Consider the following 25,267-nt stretch of genomic DNA (forward strand, 5'->3'; position numbering starts at 1 on the left):
CCTTATAAGCCGGGCGGAACGTAGCCCGGAACATAGCGGACATTGGCGCACTTGCCGTGCAGTATTCGCCCGTCTTCGATCAGGAACTGGGCGATCTTCTTCTGCTGATTGATCTTCGCCTGCAACTTGCAGGTAGAACTGTGGCCGACCTGTTGGTAGTGCTCGGTGTACACCATGCCATTGCCGGTATGGGTCATCGAAGTGCCGGCCGCTTCGGTGGAGGTCCAGCTCGCGGACTTGTGCCAGGTCAGTACGGCCAAGGGTTCGCCGTTCGGGCCGGTTTCCTTTGCCATCGCGTCGGGCGTGCCGAACAGGTCCAGTGCTTCCTGCATATCACGGCCTTCCCAGCGGCTCTGCGCGATAGTGGAACAGCCGCTCAAGAGCAATCCTGCCAGCAGGGTTGCCAGCCATAAACGTGTGTAAGTCATTGGATGCCTCGGCTTATTTCTTCAGTTCGAGCAGGCTGTCGATGTTGTCCATCATCTGGCTCTTTTGCTGGATCGGCGCGAGCTTGAAAAACATCTGCTGCAGCATCTCGATCATCTGCAGGTATTCCATCTTGCCCACGGCGGCCATGTCGTTTTTCGCGCGACTGCCAGGGGCGCAGGCAAACTTCAGCGCTTGCTGGACCCAGAACTCTTTCGGGGTCTGCCATTGGTTGGCAACTTTAAGATGACGCATGGTGTAGGCGAGACGCTCGATGGACTGGCCATTGATGAAACGCACCTTGCCCGTAGAGCATTGGGCTTCGAGGTTGTAGACGTCGATCATCGGTTTGCCGGGTTCTTCATACACCAGCGTCACCGCGACCATGGTCGCGCCTTTGGTTTTCTGCGAAGGCACCACCGACGTCGCATCGGCGACGTACATGATGTTTTTCTGGGGCACGCCGTTGCCGTAGATAATCCACCAGTCGCCAATCGGATTGGGCTCTTCGGCCATGGCCGAACTGGAGGCGGCCAATAGCGCAGCCGACAAGAAGATCAACTTCTTGAGCTTGAAGAAAGAGGTCATGGGCAGTTCCGTTCCTTGGGCGCAAGTTGCCAGGCAACAAGGCTGTTATTGTTCAGGCGGCGATTTTGCGAGCCGGAACAACCAAGGGCAATTAGCACGGATGGGCTAATGGCGCGCAGCCATTGCGGGTCAGGTGCCGCGTGGTTTCGCCCGAGCCGTGGCTTCGGCGACCAAGGGATCGTCCGGCCAATAGTGCTTCGGATAGCGCCCCTTGAGATCCTTCTTCACCTCGGCATAGGTGCTGCGCCAGAAGTTGGCCAGGTCCTGCGTGACCTGCACCGGCCGCCGCGCCGGCGACAGCAGGTGCAGCTTGACCACTTGCCGGCCGCCGGCGATTCGTGGCGTATCGGCCAGACCAAACAGCTCTTGCAAACGCACCGCGAGAATCGGTGGATGTTCGCTGTAATCCAGACGAATCGATGAACCCGACGGCACGCTCAAATGATGCGGCGCCAGTTCGTCGAGTTTCTGTGGCAGCGGCCACGGCAGCAGATTACGCACGATGCTCGACAGGTCGAGGTTGGCGAAATGGCTGAGCCGCGAGACCTTGCCCAGATACGGCATCAGCCAGTCTTCCAGGGTATTCAACAATGCCGCATCGCTGACATCCGGCCATTGGCTGTCGTCCTGAGTGTTCAGATCGAGCTGACGCAACAGCGCCACCCGCGCCTGCCACTGGCGCAGTTCCGGGGTCCACGGCAACAACTCAAGACCCTTGCGCCGCACCAGATTGACCAGCGCCTGACTGCGCGCGTTTTCATCCAGACCGGTCAACGGTTCGCGGCTCAGAATCAGCTCGCCGACCTTGCGCTGGCGCTCGGCACGCAGCACGCCTTCGCGTTCATCCCAATCGAGTTGATCGACGCTGCGCACTTGCTCGGCGAGCACCGAATCGAACAGCGCCGGATCGAAATCCGCCGCCAGATAGATGCGCTCTTCGCGCTGGCCCTGACGGCTGCCGAGGTCGGCGATGACAATCCACTCATGCTTCATCAAGCTGTCGGCCTCAGCGAACAGCGCGGCGCGACCGTTGGCCAACCGGTATTCGGCGCCACCGGCCCGCCGTTGCTGGGCGACGCGATCCGGGTAGGCCAGCGCCAATAGCGCGCCGAGCCAGCGCGGATGCTCGGGATCGTTGACCGGCTCGCTCGGCTTGCCGCGCAAGTAGCCGCGATACTGTCGGGCTAATTGCCGGGCGCGTTGCACCCCGCCTTGCGCCCCACGACCGGCGCGCTCTTCGCCGGAAAGCAGCACCAGCCTGCTGTGCAGATCCGCGCCAGCGCCGCGCAGGATATCGCGCTCGCCGAGCAGCGCCGCCACATCGCAGGCCATCGCCGCCAGCCCCAGCGCCTGACCGCGCAACAGCAAATGCGCAATGCGCGGATGCGCCGGCAGTTCAGCCATGGCCTGGCCGTGGGCCGTCAGCGTGTCACCGTGCAAGGCGCCGAGCCGTTGTAGAAGATCCTGCGCTTGCGCATACGCGGCGGCCGGGGGCACATCCAGCCAGACCAGTTCGCCCGGGGTCACGCCCCAGCGCCCCAGTTGCAAAGCGAGGCTGGCCAGATCCGCCGAGAGAATTTCCGCGCTGCCATAAGCCGCCAGTTGTTCGTGCTGATCCTGCGACCACAGGCGATAACACACGCCCGGCTCCAATCGCCCGGCGCGGCCGGCACGCTGGGTGGCGCTGGCCTTGGAGATGCGTTGGGTGTCGAGGCGGGTCATGCCGCTGCCCGGATCGAAACGCGGCACCCGCGCCAGCCCGGCATCGATGACCACGCGCACGCCGTTGATGGTCAGGCTGGTCTCGGCAATGTTGGTTGCCAGCACTACTTTGCGCTGACCGGGCGGCGCCGGGTCGATTGCCGCGCGTTGCGCATTGAGGTCGAGTTCGCCGTGCAACGGGCACAGCAGAACGTCTTTGCGCTCACCGATGGCGTCGGCCAATTGCTGGTGCACGCGACGGATCTCCGCCTGTCCCGGCAGGAAGACCAACAGGCTGCCGGTCTCGTCGTGCAGCGCTTCGAGCACGGTTTGGGTAACGCGCTGGTCGATGTATTCGCCTGGCTGAAATGGCCGGCCCCAGCGCATCGTCACCGGGTACATGCGCCCTTTGCTGCGCAGAATCGGCGCGTCATCGAGCAAGCCGGCCAGACGCTCGCCTTCGAGGGTCGCCGACATCAGCAGAATCTTCAGCGGCTGTTCAGCGCGAAACAGCTCACGACCGTTCAGACTGAGCGCAAGCGCCAGATCGGCGTCGAGACTGCGTTCATGAAATTCGTCGAAGATCAGCAGGCCCACGCCTTCCAGCGCCGGGTCATCCTGCAAGCGACGAGTGAGAATGCCTTCGGTGACCACCTCGATACGCGTCTTCGGGCCGACCTTGCTGTCGAGGCGGATGCGATAGCCGACGGTTTCACCGACCTGCTCGCCGAGCTCGCTGGCCAAACGCTCCGCCGCCGCCCGCGCAGCCAGACGCCGGGGTTCGAGCATGACGATGGTCTGCCCGGCCAGCCAGGCTTCGTTGAGCAAGGCCAAGGGCACGCGGGTGGTTTTACCGGCGCCGGGCGGTGCTTCGAGCACGGCTTCGTGGCGTGACGCGAGGGCTTCACGCAGGGCGGGTAAAACATCGTCGATCGGCAAAGAAATCATGCTGGCTCCCAAACAGATCGACGAGTATAACGGCGAACTGCTAGCGGTTCGTCAGGGTCTTAACTTCACTCGACGAAGCTTCGTTCTTAGATGAATCAGGAGATTTTCTCATGCGCTTACCTTTTCGCCTGATCGGCGGTGTTCTGGTCGCCACCCTGCTCACGCAGATCACTGCGTGCGGTTCGATTTTCTACCCGGACCGCCGTGGCCAGATCGACGGCAAGATCGACCCGGCGATTGCCGTGCTCGATGCCGTCGGCCTGCTGTTCTACATCATTCCCGGGCTGATCGCGTTTGCCGTCGACTTCGCCACCGGGGCGATCTATTTCGAACCGGGCCACACCGCACAGATCGATCCGGCCAAGCTCAAGCAAGCCATCGGCCCGGATGGACAGGTCGACAATCACAAGTTGCAGGCAATTCTCGAGAGCGAACTGGGCCGAGCTGCCGTTGAAATAAATAAGGCGCTGGATGATCCGCGCCTGATCCAGCACAAGGGCAGCACTCAGCAACTGGCGATGTTCGGCCTGCAACCCGCTGCTTGAATAAGGACGTTCAATGACCTCCAGCCCCGAACACGCACGCCTGCTGCGGCTGGCGACCCGCGCCTCGGTGGCGGTCGCGTGCACGCTGATCGTCGCCAAGGCGATTGCCTGGTGGCTCAGCGGATCGGTGAGCATGCTCGCCGGCCTCACCGACTCGGCGCTGGATGGCGTGACGTCGATGCTCAATCTGCTGGCGGTGCATTACGCCTTGCGCCCGGCGGATGACGATCACCGTTATGGCCACGGCAAAGCCGAATCGCTGGCGGGCATGGCGCAGGCGTTGTTCATCGGTGGCAGCGCGGTGCTGATCGCGTTTCAGGCCTACCAACGCTTGCAGACGCCGGAACCGCTTGGCGCGCCGTGGTTGAGCATTGGTGTGATCGTGTTTTCCCTGCTGCTGACGGCCGCACTGCTGATGTTGCAGCATCGGGTGATCAAGCAGACCGGCTCCAACGCCGTACGCGCCGACTCACTGCATTACCGTTCGGACCTGCTGCTCAACGGCAGCATCCTCATCGCGCTGGTGTTGGCCGGGATGGGTTTTGCGCAACTGGACGCGTGGTTCGGCCTGGGCATCGCCGCGTACATCTTCTGGAGCGCGATCCAGATCGCCCGGGAAAGTTTTTCGGTGCTGATGGACGAGGAACTGCCGACCGATGTCAGCCAGCACATGCTCGAACTGGCGTGCAGCGTGCCGGGGGTGCTCGGTGCACATGACCTGCGCACGCGGATCTCCGGCAACCACTGGTTCGTGCAATTGCACCTGGAACTGCCGGGCGAACTGACCCTGTCAGTCGCCCATGGCATCAGCGATCAAGCAGCGGCGGCAATACACAAGGCTTATCCCAGAGCCGAGGTACTGGTCCACGCCGATCCTGTAAAAGCAGCCACAAGCGACAAGCCTCTAGCTTCAAGCTTGTAGCTTGCAGCTTGCAGCTTGCAGCTTGTAGCTGCCCCTATCTGACCTGATAACCGCGACTGCTCAGGCAGTTGCCCTGCGCCTGGCGATAGGCCTGAACCACCTCGGGCGCGGGTTGATAAGTCGCGGTGCGCGGGTCGAAACCGCTTTGCTGCACAGCGTACTGAGAGCACTGGTAACCGTCCTGCTGCACCTGCTGCGGTGACTGGCCGTTGGCCGGGTAGGCTTCGACGTCATAGCCCTGAGCTTGCGGTTGCGGCGGTTGCTGCAGCGGCGGCTCGACCACCACGTAATCCTGCGTCGCCTCTTGAAAGGCGTAATACGAGCCGGCGGCGAGGAACAGCAGCGAGCCGCCGATCCACACTTCACGGGCGAAATCCGGCAAATACTGGATGCGGATCCCGCGCGGTGGTTGCACGACGATGTAGCGCGGGCCTTGCGGGCGATACCAGTAGCCGCCGGAATAGAAGTAATCCTGACCGCGATACGGCACACGGTAATCACGATCCGGGAAGCGGTCGATCACATGCCCCGGACGATACTGCGGGCCAGGACCCCAGCCATTGCCATGACCGTTCGGCCGTCCCGGCCAGCGGTTGTCATCGGGACGCGGCCGCGTCTGCCATTGCTGATTGTGGTAACCGTTCTGCGGGCGCTCGTCGCGGTAGTAACCCTGACGCGGCTCCTGAGTCTGGTGGACGGCGTCGGGTCGCGGCTGGATCGGCAGGTTGTTGCCCGGCTGGCGAGGCGGTTCTGGACGATCATCGGCACGGTTGCGGTTCTGCCATTGACCGTCATTGTTGTGCGGCTGGCCGTTGTGCTCGAACTGACGGGTGTTGTCGCCACGGATGATCCCGTCGTTCTGCGGCCCGTTGCCCGGCCCGCGATTCTGCGGCTCATCGGCCAGCGCTTGCGCACTGACACCCACACAGAGCAAACCAACACCGGCCAGACGCCAGATGCGCGAATTCATGCTTTTCCTCACTGCGGGAGCCTGTCGTTGGCAGGGCTTGTTGCTGAGACTCGAAACAGCCCCACCGGGTTCTCCAACAGGTTATCAGTCGCACGACTTATTTATTGAGGCGCCAAGATGAAATCGCAGGCAAGAAAAAAGGGAGACCCGTCGGCCTCCCTTCTGGAGATACTTCGTCCTGGCTCGACGCTTTTGACGTCGGCTCACCTCACGCCGTCTTCTGGACAGTGTGCAGCTCGGGGGCCGGCACATCCCCGGTGGGGGTGGCGGCCGCGGCGGGCCTGATTGGGCGGGCCGCGTGGACTGTGTTACCGAGCAGTGATTCTGGTGATAAGAATAGGCCTGAAGCCGCGACAGAGGATTGCGAAAATTGCTCAATTAAACACTGCTTGCGCAATTTTTAACCCTGGATAGATAATCCGCCGCAATAGTTACGACCAAGGACAGATTGATGAGCAAACTCGACCGGTACGACCTGAGTATTTTGGCGGAATTGCAGCGCGACGCCCGTATCTCCAACCAGGAACTGGCCGAACGCATCGGTCTGTCGCCCTCGCCTTGCTCGCGCCGGGTCAAGCAACTGGAAGACGATGGCTATATCTCGCGCCAGGTGGCGCTGCTCGATCGCAAGATGCTCGGCTTGAGCCTGACCGCGTACGTGCTGATCGGCATGGACCGGCACACGCCGGAACGCTTCGAGAATTTCGAAGCGGCAATCCGCACATTGCCGCAAGTGCTGGAGTGCAGTCTGGTGACCGGAGTGGATGCTGACTACCAGTTGAAAGTGGTGGTGCCGGATATGGATCACTACCAGAAATTGCTGCTGGGGCATCTGACCCGGATTGAAGGGGTTACGAGTGTGCGGTCGAGTTTTGTGCTGAATCAGGTGCTCAATAGCACCGAACTGCCGCTGACTCATTTGCGTAGCTGAGCAAAAGCCCCTCATCGGAACGCCGCCCGCCCAGCCCTCTCCCGGAGGGAGAGGGAGCCGACCGAGAGAAGCTCTAGAAGTACGCCGACCTGAAAGTTCTGTTGTGAATCCATAATCGACTCGATATTCAGGTCGATGTAAGACGCCAGACACCTCGGTCAGTCCCCTCTCCCTCCGGGAGAGGGTTAGGGTGAGGGCAACAATTGCGGATCAGACCCAGATCAATGCCACCCCACCGACCATGGCGTATACTCGCCGCCGCCCTTTCAGCCCTGTCCGCGCCGGAGATCGCCAATGGATCCAGCACTGTTCGAAGAGTGGATGATGACCGGTCTGGTCAGCATCCTGATCATTTTCATGGGTTTCATCGTCTGGGATCTCGCAAAGAAGTCCAAGGCCGGGCGGTTCGGCTCGTTCATTCTGTTTTTCGTGCTGGGCCTGGGCGTGGCCGCGTTCATCATCAAGAGTGTGGTGATCGGCCTGATCGAATCCGGCGCCTTATAAGCGCGCCGGCACTTCCCGCCACTGGCCCTGATCCAGCCCTTCAATCGTCCAGTCGCCAATCCTTACCCGCACCAGACGCAAAGTCGGCAGCCCGACCGCCGCCGTCATGCGCCGCACCTGACGGTTGCGCCCTTCGCGAATCACCAGTTCCACCCATGAAGTCGGTATGGTCGCGCGAAAGCGTACCGGCGGATTGCGCGGCCATAACTGCGGCTCAGCCAGTTGCCGCGCTTCGGCGGGCAGGGTCATGCCGTCATTCAACTCGACGCCATCGCGCAGGCGCTGCAACTGCTCGGCCGTCGGCTCGCCCTCCACCTGCACCCAATAGGTCTTCGCCAGTTTGTGTTTCGGATCGGCGATGCGCGCCTGCAACTGGCCGTCGTTGGTCAGCAGCAGCAAACCTTCGCTGTCGCGATCCAGACGTCCGGCCGGGTAAATTCCTGGCACATCGATGTAATCCTTGAGTGTCGCCCGCCCTTCACCGTCGCTGAATTGCGTCAGCACATCGAAGGGTTTGTTGAACAGGATCAGTTTCGGCTCGGCCGGTGGTGCCTTGGCAACACGGCGCGGGGCAGAAGACTGAGGCTTCATGCCGGGACGGCGGGAAGGTGGACGCGGGGGACGGGACATAAGAGACAGAACATTTAGCGATCAGGGCAGACAATGCTAGTGCCCCGACCGCCAAATGACCACGACTAACCGTTAACGGAACGGCGGCTCGTCAAAGCTGCGCAGTTTGCGCGAGTGCAGCGAGTTGAGTTCGGTGCGCAGCAGATCCACCGCTTCGATGCCGATTTTCAAATGCTGGCTGACCGCGCGCTCATAGAAGGCGTTGGCCGAGCCCGGCAGTTTGATTTCGCTGTGCAGCGGCTTGTCCGAAACGCAGAGCAACGTGCCGTAAGGCACACGCAGGCGATAACCTTGCGCTGCAATCGTGCCGCTTTCCATGTCCACCGCCACCGCGCGGGACAAGTTGATGAGTGGCCGTTCCTGAGCCCAACGCAGTTCCCAGTTACGGTCGTCATAGGTCAGAACCGTGCCGGTGCGCAGGCGTTTCTTCAGGTCGTCGCCCTTCTCGCCGGTGACATTCGCCGCTGCCTGTTGCAGCGCCAGTTGCACTTCGGCCAGTGCCGGGATGGGAATATTCGGCGGCACCACACGATCAAGAATGCCGTCGCGGCGCATGTAGGCGTGGGCCAGCACGTAATCGCCGATGGTCTGCGACTGACGCAGGCCGCCGCAGTGGCCGATCATCAGCCAGCAATGCGGGCGCAGCACGGCCAGGTGATCGGTGATGTTCTTGGCGTTGGACGGGCCGACACCGATGTTGACCAGCGTCACGCCGTGGCCATCGCTGGCGATCAGGTGATAGGCCGGCATCTGGTAACGGTGCCAGACCACACCGGCGGCAATCGCCGAGGCTTCGCCGTGGTCCATGCTCTTCTCGATGATCACGTTGCCCGGCAGGACCATGCGCACGAAACGCGGGTCGCGGCGCAACTGCTCCAGACCATGAACGATGAACTGATCGACGTAGCGGTGATAGTTGGTCAGCAGAATCCACGGCTGCACATGGCGCCAGTCACTGCCGGTGTAATGCACCAGACGGCGCAGCGAGAAATCCACGCGCGCGGCGTCGAACAGCGCCAGTGGCAGCGGATCGGTGTTTTCCCAGTCGTAGAGGCCGTCGGCAATGCCATCGGTGGCGGCGGACAGGTCGGTACTCGGGAACACCCGCGCCAGCACCGCCGCAGTGACGCCGGAACCGGCCAGTTCATCGCCCTGCTCGACCACATACGGATACGGAATGTTCTGCTGACTGACGCCGACTTCGACGGTCACGGTGAAGTCGTGCATCAACGGCGTCAGTTGTTCGAGCAGGTATTTGCGAAACGCCGCCGGGTGGGTGACGGTGACGCTGTAAGTGCCCGGCAACTGCACCTTGGCGTAAGCGCGGGTGGTCTGCGGCACTTCGCCCTGGCAGTGGTAGGTCAGACGCAGTTCGGGATAACGAAACAGAGCACGCTGTTCGGCGTCGGGCTCGACGCGGTCCTTGAGGTAACGCTTGAGAGCAGAATTCAGCGCAGTGGTGGCCCGCTCATGCAGCTCGGCCAGACGATCCACGGCTTGTTCAGCGGTTTGAACGACAATAAACGCTTCGGTCACGATCAGCTTCCTGTGTTCTGACTTGCAGAGCTTCATCTTGCCTGCATCGTGGACGCACGGGAACAGTGGCGTTGTGGCGACACTTAAATCTGCAGACCAATGATGTCCCCTGTGGGAGCGAGCCTGCTCGCGAATGCGGTGGATCATCCAATAAAGATGTCGACTGACACACCGCTTTCGCGAGCAGGCTCGCTCCCACAGGGGGAGATTTGAGGTGGGTCAGAAAAGCTGTGGAGTCGAGCGGGCGACGATCGCTTCGACGTCCAGCCCACGCGGTAACGCGCCGTAGACGCGACCGCCACCGCTCAGACGGCTGGCAATGAAAGCATCGCTTACGGCTGAATTCCCCGCCTCCAACAGAAGCTTGGCCTGCAATCCGAGGGCGATGTCTTCGGTCAACTGCCGCGCCCGATACTGAATGTCACTGGTGTCGTTGAACTGCGCCTGCAACTGCTGAATGTGCGCGGCCAGACGCTTGTCGCCATGGCCATCGCCCAATTCGCTGAACAGCACATCCAGCACACCCGGCTCCTTCGACAATGCGCGCAGCACATCCAGACATTGCACATTCCCCGAGCCTTCCCACGTCGAGTTCACCGGCGCTTCGCGGTACAGGCGCGGCAGGATGCTGTCCTCGACGTATCCAGCACCGCCCATGCATTCGGCGGCTTCGTTGATCATTCCTGGCGCGCGCTTGCAGATCCAGTATTTGCCCACTGCCGTCACCAACCGCGCGAATTGCGCTTCGTGGCGATCATCCAGATGATCGAGCGCCTTGCCCATGCGCAGACTCAGGGCCAACGCGGCCTCGCTCTCCAGGGCAAGATCGGCGATTACGTTTTGCATCAGCGGCTGCTCGCTGAGCAATTTGCCGCCGACCTTGCGGTGCGCGCAGTGATGGCTGGCCTGGGTCAGCGCCTGGCGCATCAGCGAGCTGGAGCCGACCATGCAATCGAAACGGGTCATCGCTACCATTTCGATGATGGTCGGCACGCCGCGCCCTTCTTCGCCGATCATCCACGCCAGCGCCCCACGAAATTCCACTTCGCTGGAGGCGTTGGACTGGTTGCCGAGTTTGTTTTTCAGACGCTGGATGTAGAACTGATTGCGCGTGTCATCCGGGCGATGGCGCGGCAGCAGAAAGCAACTCAAGCCCTTGTCGGTTTGCGCCAAGGTAAGGAAGGCGTCGCACATCGGCGCCGAGCAGAACCACTTGTGCCCGACCAGTTCATAGGCCTGACCCGGGCCGCTGGCGCCGACCGGGTAAGCCTTGGTGGTGTTGGCGCGAACGTCGGTGCCGCCCTGCTTCTCGGTCATTGCCATGCCGATGGTCACGCCGGCCTTGTGCGCCATGCCGACGTTGCGCGGATCGTATTCGGTGGCGAGGACTTTCGGCAGCCACTGCTCAGCCAGCTCCGGCTGCAAGCGCAGGGCCGGCACGCTGGCGAAAGTCATGGTCAGCGGGCAACCACTGCCGGCCTCGGCCTGGCTGTGCAGATAGGTCATCGAAGCGCGGGCGACATGCGCGCCGTCCTGCGGGTGTGCCCAAGGCAGCGAGGTCAGGCCATGTTCGATCGCGGTGCGCATCAGCTGGTGGTAAGCCGGGTGAAACTCGACCAGATCGATGCGATGGCCGTAGCGATCATGGCTGGCAAACAGCGGTTTGTTCTGGTTGGCGAGAAACCCCGCCTCCATCAAAGGCCCACCCGCCAGTGCGCCATAGGCATCGATGCGCGACTCGGCCCAACCGGCACCAAAACGCCGCGACCACTCCTGTAACGGCAGGTCGATGCGATACAGGTTGGTGCCGTCCAGCGACGGCGGCTGATTGGTGACTTCGTGGGTTTCGGCGAACTGATGCAGGTTCATGACGGCGCTCCGTGTTCAGCAATGGCACCAGTTAAGCACTGGTGCTTTTTTGAACAAAGTGTCATAGGCGCCGTTTTTGCGGCGCTTTTACCCCATCAGCAACTGAGCACGCGGCGCTGCAAGGCAGCCTGCAGATCCTCGAATTTCACCGGTTTGTGCAGATAGTCGATAGGCGCGCCCGGGGCGCATTGTTCGCGATCCGCACCCAGCGCCAGCATGAACACTGGCAAATGCGCGCAGCCTGGCAATGCATGGATCTGGCAGCACAGCGATGCGCCTTCGTGGTTGGGCAACTGGCAATCGATCAGCACCGCATCGAAGCTTTCCCGTTGCAGGCAGTCCAGCGCCGCGGCGCCGTTATCCGCGCTGCGCACGCGGAAACCGAGCTTGAGCAACATGCCACGCATCACCAGTTGGTTGACGCTGTTGTCATCCACCAGCAGCACCGTGCAGTCCTGCGGCGCACGAATGCAATCGCGGGGCGGCTGATCCGCAGGCGCTTCGATCACCGGCAGTTCGAATTCGACATCGAGCTGGAAGCGGCTGCCGCGTCCCGGCTCGGAGCGATGGGTGAGTTTGCCGCCGAGCAATTCGACCAATTGCCGACAGATCGCCAGACCAACACCGAGGCCGCCGTATTCGCGAGTCATCGAACCGTCGAGCTGGAAGAAACGCTGATACAGGGTCGCCTCGCCCAGATCAGTGAAACCGATACCGGTGTCGATCACCGCAAACGACAGCGCCATGCGCTCATCCGCCGACGGCCGACCGGTAACGCGCAACGCCAGCCCGCCGACGCGGGTGAACTTGATCGCATTGTCCAGCAGGCATTCCAGGCACTGCGCCAGTTTCGCGCTGTCGCCGAGCAAGCGATCCGGCAGGGTCGGCAGCACCTCGACCTTGAAGTCCAGCGACTTGCTCGCTGCATTACCTTCGAACTGCACGCGCAACGCCTCGACCACTGCGCGCAGGCTGAAACTGCCCGGCGTCGCCTTGAGCTTGCCGGCCTGCAATTCAGTGAGCGTGAGGATGCCATTGACCATGCGCATCATGTCGCGGGCGGAACCGGCGGCGGTCTGTTGATATTGCTCAAGCTCGGGATCGAGGTCGACGGTCTGCATCAGCTCCAGCGAACCGATCACCCCATTCATCGGCGTGCGCAATTCGTGGGTCAGCGTCGCGAGGAATTCGTCCTTGAGCTTGTTGCTGTGAGCCAGTTGCTGGTTGAGCACTTCGAGTTTCTGCCCGGCGTCGAACAAGGTCTGCGCCTGTTGTTCGCGCATGGCGTTGATGCGATCAGCCAGCGCCAGCGACAGCAGCGCCACCTCGATGGCCGAGCCGATCTGGCTGGCGTACATGGTCAGGAATACGTTGGGCAGCAGGCCCAGCACCATCAGCGTATTGACGATGCCGCCGAGCAGGAACGCCGACCAGGCGATGATGAAGTAACGCGCCACGCGCAAGCCGCGCCACCAGGCAAGAATCCCGGCGGCAAAGATCACCACGGTGAAGGTCAGCGCCAGTGTGGTCGCCAGGCGCAGGGCCAAGGCGTAACTGGTCATCAGCGACAGACCGATCACCAGTGCACTGAAGGCAATCAGGCCGATCAGCAAACGATCCAGCCAGGGGCTGTGGGTCTTGGTCTGCAGGAAACTGCGGGCGAACTGGCTGCCGAACAGTCCGGCGCAACCGATGAAGAACGGCGTCGCGGCGTTGGCCCACCATGGGTTGTCCGGCCAGAAATACTCGACCGCCGCGCCATTCACCGACAATTGATAGAGGCCGAACGAGCCGATATAGAAGATGTAATAGAGGTAACTGGTGTCGCGCACGCTCAGGTAGATGAACAGGTTGTAGACCAGCATCCCCAGCAGCACGCCATAAATGATGCCGAGCACATACAGGCGCACCGGTTGATCTTCGAGGTACGCGGTGCTCGACCACAACGTCACCGGCGCCTGGATCGAGCCTTCGCTGGCCAGTCGCAGGTACAGCGTCTGCTGTTGATCCGGTTTGAAGGGCAGGTCGAACAGGTAGTTGTTCTGGCGGATCTCGCGACTGGCGAAGGGCAAGGCATCGCCGGTCTGGCGCACCAGTCGGTATTCGCCATTGGCGCCAGGCAAGTAAAGATCGAGGTGATCAAGCGGCGGATACGCCAGCTCCAGCAGCCAGGTGCGCTGGGCGGCCGGGTTGCTCGGGCGGTAATGCAGGTCGATCTTCAGCCAGAACGCCGAACGCGAGTAACCGGCGTTGAGCGTGGCTTTGTCGTGAGCTTTGAACTGGCCGGCGGCGTCTTGCGCACGGACGTCGGCAATCGTCGCCTGACCGCTCGGGTCTTCGAACACTTGCAGCGATCGGCCCAGTGGCAGGCTCTGGATGAATTCGTCGAATTCGACGGCGCTCGCCATAAGGGGCAAGCAGAACAGCAACATCAGCAAATAGCGCATTGAAGCCCCAGCGTGGCTCGTCCGGTTGTGTCAGGAAGCCCCCCATTCCCTTTGAGTAGACGTAAAACCGGTATTACCTGTGATTGTTTGGATCCAGCCTAGCATAGCCGTTGATGGCCATTGAGCACCATGGAAATTTTTCCTACAACGGCTCTAGAACGGGCGTTCCAGGGCAAAGCACCGAGATAGAGCTGTTGGAATGGTCAGGAACGTCAAAGATCGCAGCCTCCGGCAGCTCCTGCATTTATCTTGCTCTGCCACCCACACCCCAAAATCAGCTTTGGTGGTAAGCTCGCGCACCATGAATATCTACAGCTCCCGCCCCGTTGTCCTCTGTCTCTCCGGCCACGACCCCAGTGGTGGCGCCGGCTTGCAGGCAGATATCGAAGCCTTGCTCGCGCAGGGTTGCCATGCGGCTCCGGCCGTCACCGCCCTGACCGTGCAAGACACCGTCAACGTCACTGACTTCCGCGTCCTCGACCGTGAGTGGGTACTGGCCCAGGCCAACGCCGTGCTCAACGACTCCGAAGTCGCCGCAGTGAAACTGGGCATGCTCGGTTCGCTGGAGATGGTCGACACGGTCGTCGAACTGCTCTCGGCGCACCCGCACCTGCCAGTGGTCTGCGACCCGGTGCTGCGTGCCGGCGGCGGCGGACGCCTGGGCAAGGACGAGGTCGGCTACGCGATGCGCGAGCGTCTGCTGCCGCTGTCGATCATTGCCACGCCCAATCTTCCTGAAGCGCGCATCCTCGCCGAACTGCCCGAAGGCACGGCCGACGAGTGCGCGGAAAAACTCCTGCCATTCGTCAAAAACCTGCTGATCACCGGCGGCCATGGCGACGAAACTGAAATCCACAACCGCGTGTACAGCCGCGACGGCCTGCGCGAAACCTTTATCTGCCAGCGTCTGCCGGGCAGCTATCACGGCTCCGGTTGTACGCTGGCCAGCGCCCTCGCCGGTCGCCTGGCTCAGGGCGAACACCTGGCCAGTGCCGTGCGCAGTGCGCTGGATTACACCTGGCGGACTTTGCGCGATGCCGAACAACTGGGCAAAGGCCAGTTCGTGCCGCGTCGCCTGCCGCTGGATTTCTGCTCGTAACGTCGCGAGGTCTGCCCGATGAAACTACGTGGCCTGTATGCCATTACCGACAGCCAGTTGCTGGCCGGCAAGTTTCTGTCTTACGTGGAGGCGGCGCTCGAGGGCGGCGTCACTCTGCTGCAATACCGCGACAAGAGCAGCGACGAGGCCCGCCGTCTGCGCGAGGCCGAGGCGTTGCGCAACCTGTGCGAGCGCTACAAGACGCAACTGATCATCAACGATGACGCCGAGCTGGCCGCACGCCTCAACGTCGGCGTGCACCTCGGGCAGACCGACGGCCCGCTATCGCCGACCCGCGCCCTGCTCGGTTCGAAAGCCATCATCGGTTCTACCTGCCATGGGCAAATCGCTCTGGCCGAACAAGCCGCCAAAGAAGGTGCGAGCTATGTCGCCTTCGGCCGCTTCTTCAATTCCACCACCAAACCCGGTGCGCCGAGTTGCAGCCTCGACTTGCTCGACGAAGCCAAACGCACACTGCACTTGCCGATCTGCGCGATCGGCGGGATCACCCTCGATAACGCCGCGCCACTGGTCGAGCACGGTGTCGATCTGCTCGCCGTGATCCACGGTTTGTTCGGCGCCGAGAGCAGCGCCGAAGTGACCCGCCGCGCCCGCGCCTTCAACGAACTTCTGAAAATCTGATTTGAGAGCCCGATCATGTCTCGTTCCGAAACCCTGTTTGCCAATGCTCAGAAACACATCCCCGGCGGCGTCAACTCGCCGGTGCGCGCGTTCAAGAGCGTCGGCGGCACCCCGCTGTTCTTCAAACACGCCGAAGGCGCTTACGTCACCGACGAAGATGACAAGCGTTATGTCGATTACGTGGGTTCGTGGGGGCCGATGATCCTTGGCCACAGCCATCCGGACGTGCTCGACGCGGTGCGCAATCAGCTGCAACACGGCCTGTCCTACGGTGCACCGACGTCGATGGAAACCGAGATGGCCGATCTGGTCTGCTCGCTGGTGCCGTCGATGGACATGGTGCGCATGGTCAGCTCCGGCACCGAAGCGACCATGAGCGCGATCCGTCTGGCCCGTGGTTACACCGGTCGCGACAGCATCATCAAATTCGAAGGCTGCTACCACGGCCACTCCGACAGCCTGCTGGTCAAGGCCGGTTCCGGCGCTCTGACCCAGGGCGTACCGAGCTCGGCCGGCGTGCCGGCAGCGTTCGCCAAACACACCCTGACCCTGCCGTTCAACGACATCGACGCGGTTGAAACGATGCTGGCTGAAGTGGGTGAGGACGTGGCGTGCATCATCGTCGAACCGGTCGCCGGCAACATGAACTGCGTGCCGCCAGCGCCGGGCTTCCTCGAAGGCCTGCGTTCATTGTGTGACAAGCACGGCGTGGTGCTGATTTTCGACGAAGTGATGACCGGTTTCCGCGTCGCCCTCGGCGGTGCCCAGGCGCACTATGGCGTGACGCCGGACCTGACCACGTTCGGCAAGATCATCGGCGGCGGTATGCCGGTGGGCTGCTTCGGTGGCAAACGCGAGATCATGCAGCGCATCGCCCCACTGGGCCCGGTGTATCAGGCCGGTACGTTGTCGGGTAATCCGCTGGCGATGGCTGCCGGCCTGACGACCCTGCGTCTGATCAGCCGCCCGGGCTTCCACGCCGAACTGACCGACTACACCGCGCGCATGCTCGACGGTCTGCAGCAGCGTGCCGATGCTGCGGGCATCCCGTTCGTGACCACTCAGGCCGGCGGCATGTTCGGTCTGTACTTCAGCGGCGCCGACGACATCGTCACCTTCGACGACGTGATGGCCAGCGACGCAGCAATGTTCGGTCGCTTCTTCCACCTGATGCTCGAAGGTGGCGTGTACCTGGCGCCGAGCGCTTTCGAAGCCGGTTTCACCTCGATCGCCCATGGCGAAGCCGAGTTGCAACTGACGCTGGACGCTGCCGAGCGCGCCTTCGCCGCATTGAAATAATCGCCGTACCGCTGACGTTGGCTATGGCCAGCGTCAGCTTTCGCCTACATCCGCCCGGTTTTTCCGACGTGCCTGCGAAAATCCTGCCCGAATCGGGCGATATATTCCCCACGCAGCAGAAAAACGAGTAAAGACTTTGTAAGGTTGGCCCTGCTTATTTCATAATGCGCGCTTATTGGATCCCTCGACGGGTCCGCGTGCCCTTCAGAGGTAAGTCGATTCCCATGAACCGCACCGGCCGCACCCTTGCATTGGGCTGCCTGTTGCTCCTTCAGCCCCTGCTCGCGCATGCACAAGCAGGCGGCAACTCGTTGTTGATCCCGGCGATGGGTCGTTGCACCCTCAATACTCAGCCGCAAGACGTCACGCAGGCACTGGCCGCCTGCCAGAAAGCGGCGGACGAAGGGGACGCGCAAGCGCAATACGAGTTGGGTGAGTTCTACTACGACGGCAAGAACGCGCCGCGCGACCTCAATCAAGCCCTGAGCTATTTCGAAAAGGCCTCATTGCAAGGCCACGCCCAGGCGCAATTCAAGCTCGGCAGCATGTTCTTCCACGGTGAAGGCGTGCAGGCCAACAATATCCAGGCCTACATCGTGCTGAAGATGGCAGCGGTCAACGGTGCCGAAGAGGCATTGGACACGGCTGACGAAGTCTCGGAAAAGATGTCCCGCGAAGATCTCGAAACCGCTACTCAGGTGCTCGGGCAGATTTTCCGCAAGTACCTGATGGAACTGCAGAACGCCGACGGGCGCACGCCATTCTCCCCACTGCCCTAAAGGCTGTGGAGATGACCTGTGGCGAGGGGATTCATCCCCGTTGGGCTGCGAAGCAGCCCCAAACCCTGCAACCCGGTTCTGTCTGACACATATTGCTGGATGGATTGCGACTGCTTCGCAGCCCAGCGGGGATAAATCCCCTCACCACAAACTCATTCCAATCCAGAATCCGCTGTTACTTTTCAGGCATCGGCATCGGAAACGGCATGACATTGCCGACCGCGCCCCGGGCCTCGCTGATTTTCGGCGTGCCCAGACGTTCCACTTCGTCGATGCGCACGATCGAATGCATCGGCACAAAACTGCGCACCACGCCTTCGAATTGCGCCTTGAGCTTTTCTTCGCTCGGATCGACGACCATTTGCGTGCGCTCGCCAAAGACGAATTCTTCAACTTCCAGGAAACCCCACAGATCACTTTGATAGATCTGCTTGGCGTACATTTCGAACACCTGGCCCTGGTTGAGGAAAATCACCTTGTAGATTGGAGCTTCGCGTTTGGTCATGGCGGGCGGATAACATCGGGGTAAAAATGAGGGCGCGAACTATAGCATAGCCACCGGACGCACAGCGGTAGGAACCTGACGGCTTGTTCCCTATAATGCGCGGTTCTTTGAATCACGTGACGACCCGAATCCATGGCCAAGAAGCTTTACATCGAAACCCACGGTTGCCAGATGAACGAGTACGACAGCTCGCGCATGGTCGATCTGCTGGGCGAACATCAGGCCCTGGAAGTCACCGCTCGCGCGGAAGACGCCGACGTGATTCTGCTCAACACCTGCTCGATCCGCGAGCGCGCGCAAGACCGCGTGTATTCGCAGCTCGGCCGCTGGCGCGAACTGAAGCTGGCCAATCCGGACATGGTCATCGCCGTCGGCGGTTGCGTGGCCAGTCAGGAAGGCGCAGCGATCCGTGATCGCGCCCCGTACGTCGACGTGGTATTCGGCCCGCAGACCCTGCACCGTCTGCCGGAAATGATCGACGCCGCGCGCAGCAGCAAGCTGCCGCAAGTCGACGTCTCCTTCCCGGAAATCGAAAAATTCGACCACCTGCCGGAGCCGCGTATCGACGGCCCGAGCGCTTATGTGTCAGTGATGGAAGGTTGCAGCAAGTACTGCACGTTCTGCGTGGTGCCGTACACCCGTGGCGAAGAAGTCAGCCGGCCGTTCGACGACGTGATCGCGGAAATCATTCACCTGGCCGAACACGGCGTGCGTGAAGTGACCTTGCTCGGGCAGAACGTCAACGGCTATCGCGGCCAGACCCATGACGGTCGTCTGGCCGATCTGGCCGAGCTGATTCGCGTGGTCGCCGCTGTCGATGGCATCGACCGCATCCGCTACACCACCTCGCACCCGCTGGAGTTTTCCGACAGCCTGATCCAGGCCCACGCCGAAGTGCCGGAACTGGTCAAGCACCTGCACTTGCCGGTGCAGTCGGGCTCGGACCGGATTCTCGCGGCGATGAAGCGTAACCACACGGCGCTGGAGTACAAATCCAAGCTGCGCAAATTGCGCGCTGCGGTGCCAGGAATCTGCATCAGTTCGGACTTCATCGTCGGCTTCCCCGGCGAGACCGAGAAAGACTTCGAGCAGACCATGAAGCTGATTGCCGATGTCGGCTTCGATTTCTCCTATTCGTTCGTTTACAGCCAGCGCCCGGGCACGCCCGCCGCCGATCTGGCCGACGACACCCCGGAAGAATTGAAGAAAGAACGTCTGAACGCGCTGCAACATCGTTTGAATCAGCAGGGCTTCGAAATCAGCCGACAAATGGTCGGCTCGATCCAGCGCATTCTGGTCACTGATTATTCGAAGAAAGACCCGGGCGAACTCCAGGGCCGTACCGAGAATAACCGTATCGTCAACTTCCGCTGCGACAATCCCACCCTGATCGGCCAGTTCGCCGACGTGCACATCGACGCCGCACAACCGCACTCGCTGCGTGGTTCTTTAATTCAATAACGCCGCATTTCTCCTGTGGGAGCGAGCCTGCTCGCGAAGGCGGTCTGTCAGACACATCAATTTTGAATGTGTCGCCGCCTTCGCGAGCAGGCTCGCTCCCACAGGCAAAGCGCAGCGGCGCTGATCGGCTGAGATATTTAAGAGCTTTCGCACCCACGCCACTGGCGTTATCCTTGATTTCATCCTAATTGCCCCAGGGCGGCTAAATACGACCTTGAACGCACCCATCGAACCACATCGTTTTCTCCTCGAGCCTTTTGAGGCTCGCCGCTTCGCCAATCTGTGCGGGCAATTCGACGAGCATTTGCGCTTGATCGAACAGCGCCTGGCCATCGAGATCCGCAACCGCGGAAACCAGTTCGAGCTGATTGGCGATCCAAAACTCACCACGTCCGCGGAAAACCTGCTGCGCCGCCTGTACCGGGAAACCAAGGGTACCGAGCTGTCGCCAGACCTGGTGCACCTGTTCATTCAGGAATCAGCAGATATCGACAACCCGGCCCCTGCCGAAGCGACCGTCGCCCTGCGCACCAAGAAAGGCATGATTCGCCCGCGCGGCTTGAATCAGCAGCGCTACGTGAAGGAAATCCTCGGTAACGACATCAACTTCGGCATCGGCCCGGCCGGTACCGGCAAGACCTATCTGGCCGTGGCCTGCGCGGTGGATGCGCTGGAGCGCGAGCAGATCCGCCGCATCCTGCTGGTGCGTCCGGCAGTCGAAGCGGGAGAAAAGCTCGGTTTCCTGCCCGGCGACCTGTCGCAGAAGATCGACCCGTACCTGCGCCCGCTCTACGACGCGCTGTACGAAATGCTCGGTTTCGAATACGTCGCCAAGCTGATCGAGAAACAGGTGATCGAAGTCGCGCCGCTGGCCTACATGCGCGGTCGTACGCTGAACAACAGCTTCATCATTCTCGACGAAAGCCAGAACACCACGGTCGAGCAGATGAAGATGTTCCTCACCCGCATCGGCTTCGGCTCCACCGCCGTGATCACCGGCGACATCACCCAGGTCGACCTGCCGCGCGGCACCAAGTCCGGCTTGCACCATGTGATCGAAGTGCTCAAAGACGTGCCGGGCATCAGCTTCACCCATTTCCAGCCCAAAGACGTCGTGCGCCACCCGTTGGTGCAGCGGATTGTCGAGGCCTACGAGCGCTTCGAGACCCGTGCCGAAGCTGCGAAGGAAGCCTCGCGCGATGCTTGAGCTGGATCTGCAAATCGCCACCGAGGCCAGCGCGCCGAGTGAAGCCGAGTTCCGCCAGTGGTGCGAACTGGCCCTGCGCCAGCGCAGCGCTGATTCGGAAATGACCATGCGTCTGGTCGACGAGGAAGAAGGCCGCGAGCTCAATCGCACCTGGCGCCACAAGGACTACGCGACCAATGTGTTGTCGTTCCCGGCGGAAGTGCCTGACGAGTTTCTCGATATCCCGCTGCTCGGCGATCTGGTGATCTGCGTGGCCGTGGTCGAACGCGAAGCCGCCGAGCAGGGCAAGGAACTAAAGGCCCACTGGGCACATCTGGTCATTCACGGCTGCTTGCATCTGCTCGGTTACGACCATATAGATGACGACGAAGCCGAAGAAATGGAAGCACTGGAACGCGAGTTGCTTGCTGAACTGGGCTATCCCGATCCGTACGCGGACGACGAAACCGAACACTCCCCCATCGTTACAACAAAGGATTCAGAGTAATCGCTATGAGCGAAGATCGATCGAGCAACGGGCAGAAGTCATGGCTGGGTAAACTGACCCAGGCTTTTGCCCACGAGCCGAAGAACCGTCAGGAGCTCCTCGAGCTGCTGCGTGATGCACATCAGAACAAACTGCTGGACAGCGAAGCGCTGGCCATCGTCGAAGGCGCCATCCAGGTGGCTGACCTGCAAGTGCGCGACATCATGGTGCCGCGCTCGCAGATGATCAGCATCAAGGCGACCCAGACACCCCGTGAATTCCTCCCTGCCGTGGTCGACTCGGCCCACTCGCGCTACCCGGTCATCGGCGAAAGCCATGACGACGTGATGGGCGTGCTGCTGGCCAAGGACCTGCTGCCGCTGATCCTCAAGGAGAACGGTGACAGCTTCAACATCAAGGACCTGCTGCGCCCGGCCACCTTCGTGCCGGAGTCCAAGCGCCTGAACGTGCTGCTGCGTGAATTCCGCGCCAACCACAACCACATGGCCATCGTCATCGACGAATACGGCGGCGTGGCCGGTCTGGTGACCATCGAAGACGTGCTCGAGCAGATCGTCGGCGACATCGAGGACGAGCACGACGTCGAAGAAGACAGCTACATCAAGCCGCTGCCCAGCGGTGATTTCCTGATCAAGGCGCTGACGCCGATCGAGAACTTCAACGAGTTCTTCGACAGTGAATTCTCCGACGACGAGTTCGACACCGTCGGCGGTCTGGTGATGAGCGCGTTCGGCCATTTGCCAAAACGCAACGAAATCACTGAAATCGGCGCCTATCGTTTCCGCATCCTGAACGCCGACAGCCGCCGGATTCACTTGCTGCGACTGACGCCTATCGCTCGTTAATTCTAAGGACTGAAATGCGCTGGACAACCCGCCCCGGCTGGCCCGGTAACCTGCTGGCCGTGGCGGCCGGTGCAATCACCACATTCGCTCTCGCACCGTTCGACATCTGGCCGCTGGCATTGCTGGCGGTTGGTCTGTTCTATGCCGGTTTGCGTGAGCTGAGCCCGCGTCAGGCGCTCGGCCGTGGCTGGTGCTTCGGCTTCGGTCTGTTCGGTGCCGGCACCAGTTGGATCTATTACAGCATTCATCATTTCGGTGGCGCTTCGGTGTTGCTCGCCGGGTTCCTGATGCTGCTGTTCACGGCGGCGATTGCCTGGTTCTTCGCCCTGCCCGCCTGGTTGTGGGCGCGCTGGTTGCGGCGTAACGAAGCACCGCTGGCGGATGCCTTGGCGTTTGCGGCGTTGTGGGTCGGCCAGGAAGCCTTTCGCGGCTGGTTCCTCACCGGTTTCCCATGGCTTTATTCCGGTTACAGCCAGCTCGACGGCCCGCTGGCCGGGCTCGCGCCGGTGGGCGGGATGTGGCTGGTCTCGTTTGTTCTGGCACTGACCGCAGCGCTGATCTACAACGCGCCGCGCTTGTTGCACGCTCGTCGCAAGGTTTTCATTGCGGCCGGTCTGATACTTCTGGCGGGGCCTTGGGTGGCGGGTATCGCGCTCAAGGGCCACGCGTGGACCAGCCCGTCCGGCGCACCGCTGACCGTGGCCGCAATTCAGGGCAACGTCGCGCAGAGCATGAAATGGGACCCGGCCGAGCTCAACGCGCAACTGGCGCTGTACCGTGATCTGAGCTTCCGCTCCAAACCGGTCGATCTGCTGATCTGGCCGGAGACCGCCGTGCCGGTGTTGAAGGAGTCCGCCGAGGGCTACCTGACGATGATGGGCAACTTCGCCGCCGAGCGTAAATCAGCGCTGATCACCGGTGTGCCGATCCGCCAGACCGTGCATCACGAACGGCGCTTCTTCAACGGCATCACCGTCGTCGGCGAAGGCGACGGCACTTACCTGAAGCAGAAACTGGTGCCGTTCGGCGAATACGTGCCGTTGCAGGATGTGTTGCGCGGTTTGATCGCGTTCTTCGACCTGCCGATGTCGGACTTCGCGCGCGGCCCGTCGGATCAAGCGCTCTTGCAAGCCAAGGGTTACCAGATCGCACCGTTTATCTGCTACGAAGTGGTCTATCCGGAATTCGCCGCCGGCCTGTCGGCACGCAGTGATCTGCTGCTGACGATCAGCAACGACACCTGGTTCGGCACGTCCATCGGGCCGCTGCAGCATTTACAGATGGCGCAGATGCGCGCGCTGGAGGCCGGACGCTGGATGATCCGCGCCACCAACAACGGCGTCACCGGCCTGATCAACCCGTTCGGGCAGATCACCGAACAGATTCCGCAGTTCGAACAAGGTGTGCTGTACGGCGAAGTGGTACCGATGCACGATCTGACGCCGTACTTGCAATGGCGCTCGTGGCCGTTGATCGTGTTGTGCCTGCTGCTGTTTGGCTGGGCGCTGATGGCCAGCCGCATGTCGAAGACCCTCTGAGAAATGTGGCGAGGGGATTTATCCCCGCTGGAGTGCGCAGCAGTCCCCTCTTCTGAAGGCAAGAGAGGGGCCGCTACGCGCCCCCACGGAGATAAATCCCCTCGCCACAATGACTTCAGCGGTAAAACAACGAATACCCCACCTGCCCCACCGCTTCATTGAGCAATTGCCCGCTCTGCCAGATCGACTTGAATTCCGGCAGCCAGCCGCCAAATGGCCGGGCGTTATCGGTACCGAGGAAACCCACCGGTGCCGGCACCACTTCGAATCCGGCCTGCTCAAAGCTCCACACTGCACGCGGCATGTGCCACGCCTGCGTCACCACGACGACCCGCTTGATCCCTTGCGGCAAGAGGATATCTGCCGTCATCTTCGCGTTCTCCCATGTGGTGCGGCTCTCGCCTTCCTGCCAGCGCACCGTTACGTCGAAATCATCACGCAACGAATCTGCCATCAATTTCGCTTCGGTAGGCGGCGTGCCGTAGTGCAGGCCGCCGCTGGTCAGAATCGGCAGGCCCGAGGCCTTGGCCAGGCGTGCGGCGTAACGCTGACGCTCAAGGCCGACGCCGGTCGGCTGGTCTTCGCCCCAGGCCAGATCACCGCGCTCACGCCCCGAGCCCAGCACCACAATCGCATCGGCGCGTTGCGCCAGCGTTGCCCATTCCTGCCGCGCCAGCGGCGGCTCTCGTTCCAGCGCCTTGGCGCTCCACTGCACTACCACCGGCAGGCTCATCAGCCACAGGCCGCCAAAGCCGAGGGCAAAACACACGCCCGCCAGACGCGGCCGCGAGCGGCGCAGCCACCAGGCGGCCAGCAACAGCAGCAAAAGAATGCCGGGCGGCAGTAAAAGTTGTTTGATGAAATAGCGAAAGGGCATCGGGCATCTCCAAAGATGCCCGAAGCCTAAGAGTGTTGATTACGCGTTACAACCAGTAGGCCGGATCCGGTTGCAAAAGATCCGTTTCATGACCTGCCATGCGCTTACTTGGCCTGCACAGAACGCACCTTGCCGGTGTCTCTGCGCGGCGCCTTGTCCTTGAGCCAGATGACCTTGGCCGAATGTGCTGCATCGAGTTGCTTCACTGCTTGAGACAGGCATCCCTGCGTTTCACGTTCACTGCGATCCAGATAGGCCTTGACCAGTTTGAACTCGGCGGGACTCAAGCCACGCAATTCCAGTTCCAGGGGGCGCTCGTCGCGCAGCCGGTCGGCGGTTTTAACGGCGTCCAGCGCCATGCCCAGACGATCGATCAACCTTTCGTACAACTCGGGTTTCGTTACGTTCTTTTTCCGTTGCTCCACCATCCCTCACCTCATTGAAGATAAGACTCACTCCCCAATTAGAGCTTAGCTTCGCTGCACGAACCGGCTACACGCCGCGACCAACG

At 61.6% G+C, this 25,267-nt stretch carries 24 protein-coding genes; 13 read left to right on the plus strand and 11 right to left on the minus strand.

The features are described from left to right. Nucleotides 1-2: 2 nt before the first annotated feature. The 3 genes from HU724_RS24595 to hrpB all read right to left on the minus strand — a co-directional run bounded on the left by HU724_RS24595 (nt 3) and on the right by hrpB (nt 3,663). On the minus strand, nt 3-428 hold the full coding sequence (locus HU724_RS24595; protein ID WP_024014428.1) for a hypothetical protein: 426 nt from the start codon (nt 426-428) through the stop codon (nt 3-5). Between the two features lie 13 nt (nt 429-441). Continuing rightward, nucleotides 442-1,014 carry a hypothetical protein gene (locus tag HU724_RS24600; RefSeq protein WP_024014429.1) on the minus strand — a complete coding sequence of 191 codons (573 nt, stop codon included), beginning with the start codon at nt 1,012-1,014 and terminating at the stop codon, nt 442-444. 129 nt (nt 1,015-1,143) lie between these two features. Then, complete coding sequence (hrpB, locus tag HU724_RS24605) at nt 1,144-3,663, minus strand: ATP-dependent helicase HrpB (protein ID WP_186568860.1); 2,520 nt, start codon at nt 3,661-3,663, stop codon at nt 1,144-1,146. A 110-nt stretch (nt 3,664-3,773) separates the two neighbouring features. Here hrpB and pmcY point away from each other — a divergent pair, with 110 nt between their 5' ends. Further along, nucleotides 3,774-4,208, plus strand: coding sequence for a periplasmic Zn2+ metallochaperone PmcY (pmcY, locus tag HU724_RS24610; RefSeq protein ID WP_186568859.1), 435 nt, complete (start codon nt 3,774-3,776; stop codon nt 4,206-4,208). A gap of 13 nt (nt 4,209-4,221) precedes the next feature. Beyond that, nucleotides 4,222-5,130, plus strand: a complete 909-nt coding sequence (locus HU724_RS24615) for a cation diffusion facilitator family transporter (protein WP_024014431.1) — start codon at nt 4,222-4,224, stop codon at nt 5,128-5,130. Between the two features lie 34 nt (nt 5,131-5,164). On the opposite strand, the gene HU724_RS24620 is transcribed toward HU724_RS24615, so the two are convergent. Then, nucleotides 5,165-6,100, minus strand: a complete 936-nt coding sequence (locus HU724_RS24620) for a DUF6515 family protein (protein WP_186568858.1) — start codon at nt 6,098-6,100, stop codon at nt 5,165-5,167. Between the two features lie 451 nt (nt 6,101-6,551). On the opposite strand from HU724_RS24620, the gene HU724_RS24625 reads away from it, so the two are divergent. Together HU724_RS24625 and HU724_RS24630 are read left to right on the plus strand one after the other, a co-directional pair. Next, nucleotides 6,552-7,031: an Lrp/AsnC family transcriptional regulator gene (locus tag HU724_RS24625; RefSeq protein ID WP_007909658.1), complete on the plus strand. Its 480-nt coding sequence runs from the start codon at nt 6,552-6,554 to the stop codon at nt 7,029-7,031. A gap of 294 nt (nt 7,032-7,325) precedes the next feature. Continuing rightward, complete coding sequence (locus HU724_RS24630; RefSeq protein ID WP_016773053.1) at nt 7,326-7,535, plus strand: DUF2788 domain-containing protein; 210 nt, start codon at nt 7,326-7,328, stop codon at nt 7,533-7,535. Here HU724_RS24630 and HU724_RS24635 read toward each other — a convergent pair. The 4 genes from HU724_RS24635 to HU724_RS24650 all read right to left on the minus strand — a co-directional run bounded on the left by HU724_RS24635 (nt 7,530) and on the right by HU724_RS24650 (nt 14,017). After that, nucleotides 7,530-8,126 carry a pseudouridine synthase gene (locus tag HU724_RS24635; protein ID WP_186568874.1) on the minus strand — a complete coding sequence of 199 codons (597 nt, stop codon included), beginning with the start codon at nt 8,124-8,126 and terminating at the stop codon, nt 7,530-7,532. The genes HU724_RS24630 and HU724_RS24635 overlap by 6 nt on opposite strands. A 111-nt stretch (nt 8,127-8,237) precedes the next feature. Next, a complete protein-coding gene (gene amn / locus HU724_RS24640; RefSeq protein ID WP_016773051.1) occupies nt 8,238-9,737 on the minus strand; it encodes an AMP nucleosidase in 1,500 nt (499 codons plus the stop codon). Nucleotides 9,738-9,920: 183 nt separating this feature from the next. Beyond that, nucleotides 9,921-11,570 (minus strand): acyl-CoA dehydrogenase family protein, encoded by a 1,650-nt coding sequence (locus HU724_RS24645; RefSeq protein ID WP_186568857.1) that lies wholly within the window; start codon nt 11,568-11,570, stop codon nt 9,921-9,923. A 95-nt stretch (nt 11,571-11,665) separates the two neighbouring features. Then, complete coding sequence (locus HU724_RS24650; protein ID WP_186568856.1) at nt 11,666-14,017, minus strand: hybrid sensor histidine kinase/response regulator; 2,352 nt, start codon at nt 14,015-14,017, stop codon at nt 11,666-11,668. A 301-nt stretch (nt 14,018-14,318) separates the two neighbouring features. Here HU724_RS24650 and HU724_RS24655 point away from each other — a divergent pair, with 301 nt between their 5' ends. From HU724_RS24655 to HU724_RS24670, 4 genes are all read left to right on the plus strand, one after another. Continuing rightward, nucleotides 14,319-15,116: a hydroxymethylpyrimidine/phosphomethylpyrimidine kinase gene (locus tag HU724_RS24655; protein ID WP_007909650.1), complete on the plus strand. Its 798-nt coding sequence runs from the start codon at nt 14,319-14,321 to the stop codon at nt 15,114-15,116. Between the two features lie 18 nt (nt 15,117-15,134). Next, complete coding sequence (gene thiE, locus HU724_RS24660) at nt 15,135-15,758, plus strand: thiamine phosphate synthase (protein ID WP_186568855.1); 624 nt, start codon at nt 15,135-15,137, stop codon at nt 15,756-15,758. Between the two features lie 15 nt (nt 15,759-15,773). Continuing rightward, the gene (gene hemL, locus HU724_RS24665) at nt 15,774-17,057 is read left to right on the plus strand and encodes a glutamate-1-semialdehyde 2,1-aminomutase (RefSeq protein ID WP_186568854.1); all 1,284 of its coding nucleotides are present in this window, start codon (nt 15,774-15,776) and stop codon (nt 17,055-17,057) included. Nucleotides 17,058-17,281: 224 nt separating this feature from the next. After that, nucleotides 17,282-17,836 carry a tetratricopeptide repeat protein gene (locus HU724_RS24670; protein WP_016773046.1) on the plus strand — a complete coding sequence of 185 codons (555 nt, stop codon included), beginning with the start codon at nt 17,282-17,284 and terminating at the stop codon, nt 17,834-17,836. Between the two features lie 175 nt (nt 17,837-18,011). On the opposite strand, the gene HU724_RS24675 is transcribed toward HU724_RS24670, so the two are convergent. Beyond that, nucleotides 18,012-18,341, minus strand: coding sequence for a DUF1820 family protein (locus HU724_RS24675; protein WP_016773045.1), 330 nt, complete (start codon nt 18,339-18,341; stop codon nt 18,012-18,014). A gap of 132 nt (nt 18,342-18,473) precedes the next feature. On the opposite strand from HU724_RS24675, the gene miaB reads away from it, so the two are divergent. From miaB to lnt, 5 genes are all read left to right on the plus strand, one after another. Then, nucleotides 18,474-19,802, plus strand: coding sequence for a tRNA (N6-isopentenyl adenosine(37)-C2)-methylthiotransferase MiaB (miaB, locus tag HU724_RS24680; protein ID WP_016773044.1), 1,329 nt, complete (start codon nt 18,474-18,476; stop codon nt 19,800-19,802). Nucleotides 19,803-20,016: 214 nt separating this feature from the next. Next, nucleotides 20,017-21,009: a PhoH family protein gene (locus tag HU724_RS24685; RefSeq protein ID WP_016773043.1), complete on the plus strand. Its 993-nt coding sequence runs from the start codon at nt 20,017-20,019 to the stop codon at nt 21,007-21,009. Beyond that, nucleotides 21,002-21,496: an rRNA maturation RNase YbeY gene (ybeY, locus tag HU724_RS24690; protein WP_186568853.1), complete on the plus strand. Its 495-nt coding sequence runs from the start codon at nt 21,002-21,004 to the stop codon at nt 21,494-21,496. The genes HU724_RS24685 and ybeY overlap by 8 nt, the downstream gene beginning before the upstream one ends. A gap of 5 nt (nt 21,497-21,501) precedes the next feature. Further along, nucleotides 21,502-22,341, plus strand: coding sequence for a CorC family transporter (locus tag HU724_RS24695; RefSeq protein WP_007909641.1), 840 nt, complete (start codon nt 21,502-21,504; stop codon nt 22,339-22,341). A 14-nt stretch (nt 22,342-22,355) separates the two neighbouring features. Continuing rightward, on the plus strand, nt 22,356-23,879 hold the full coding sequence (gene lnt / locus HU724_RS24700; protein WP_186568852.1) for an apolipoprotein N-acyltransferase: 1,524 nt from the start codon (nt 22,356-22,358) through the stop codon (nt 23,877-23,879). Nucleotides 23,880-23,994: 115 nt separating this feature from the next. On the opposite strand, the gene HU724_RS24705 is transcribed toward lnt, so the two are convergent. Beyond that, nucleotides 23,995-24,756, minus strand: a complete 762-nt coding sequence (locus tag HU724_RS24705) for a YdcF family protein (protein WP_186568851.1) — start codon at nt 24,754-24,756, stop codon at nt 23,995-23,997. A 104-nt stretch (nt 24,757-24,860) separates the two neighbouring features. Continuing rightward, entirely contained in the window at nt 24,861-25,184 is a 324-nt protein-coding gene (locus HU724_RS24710) for a hypothetical protein (protein WP_024014441.1), read from the minus strand. Nucleotides 25,185-25,267: the final 83 nt, after the last annotated feature.

The organism is Pseudomonas iranensis (genome assembly GCF_014268585.2).
GTDB lineage: Bacteria > Pseudomonadota > Gammaproteobacteria > Pseudomonadales > Pseudomonadaceae > Aquipseudomonas > Aquipseudomonas iranensis.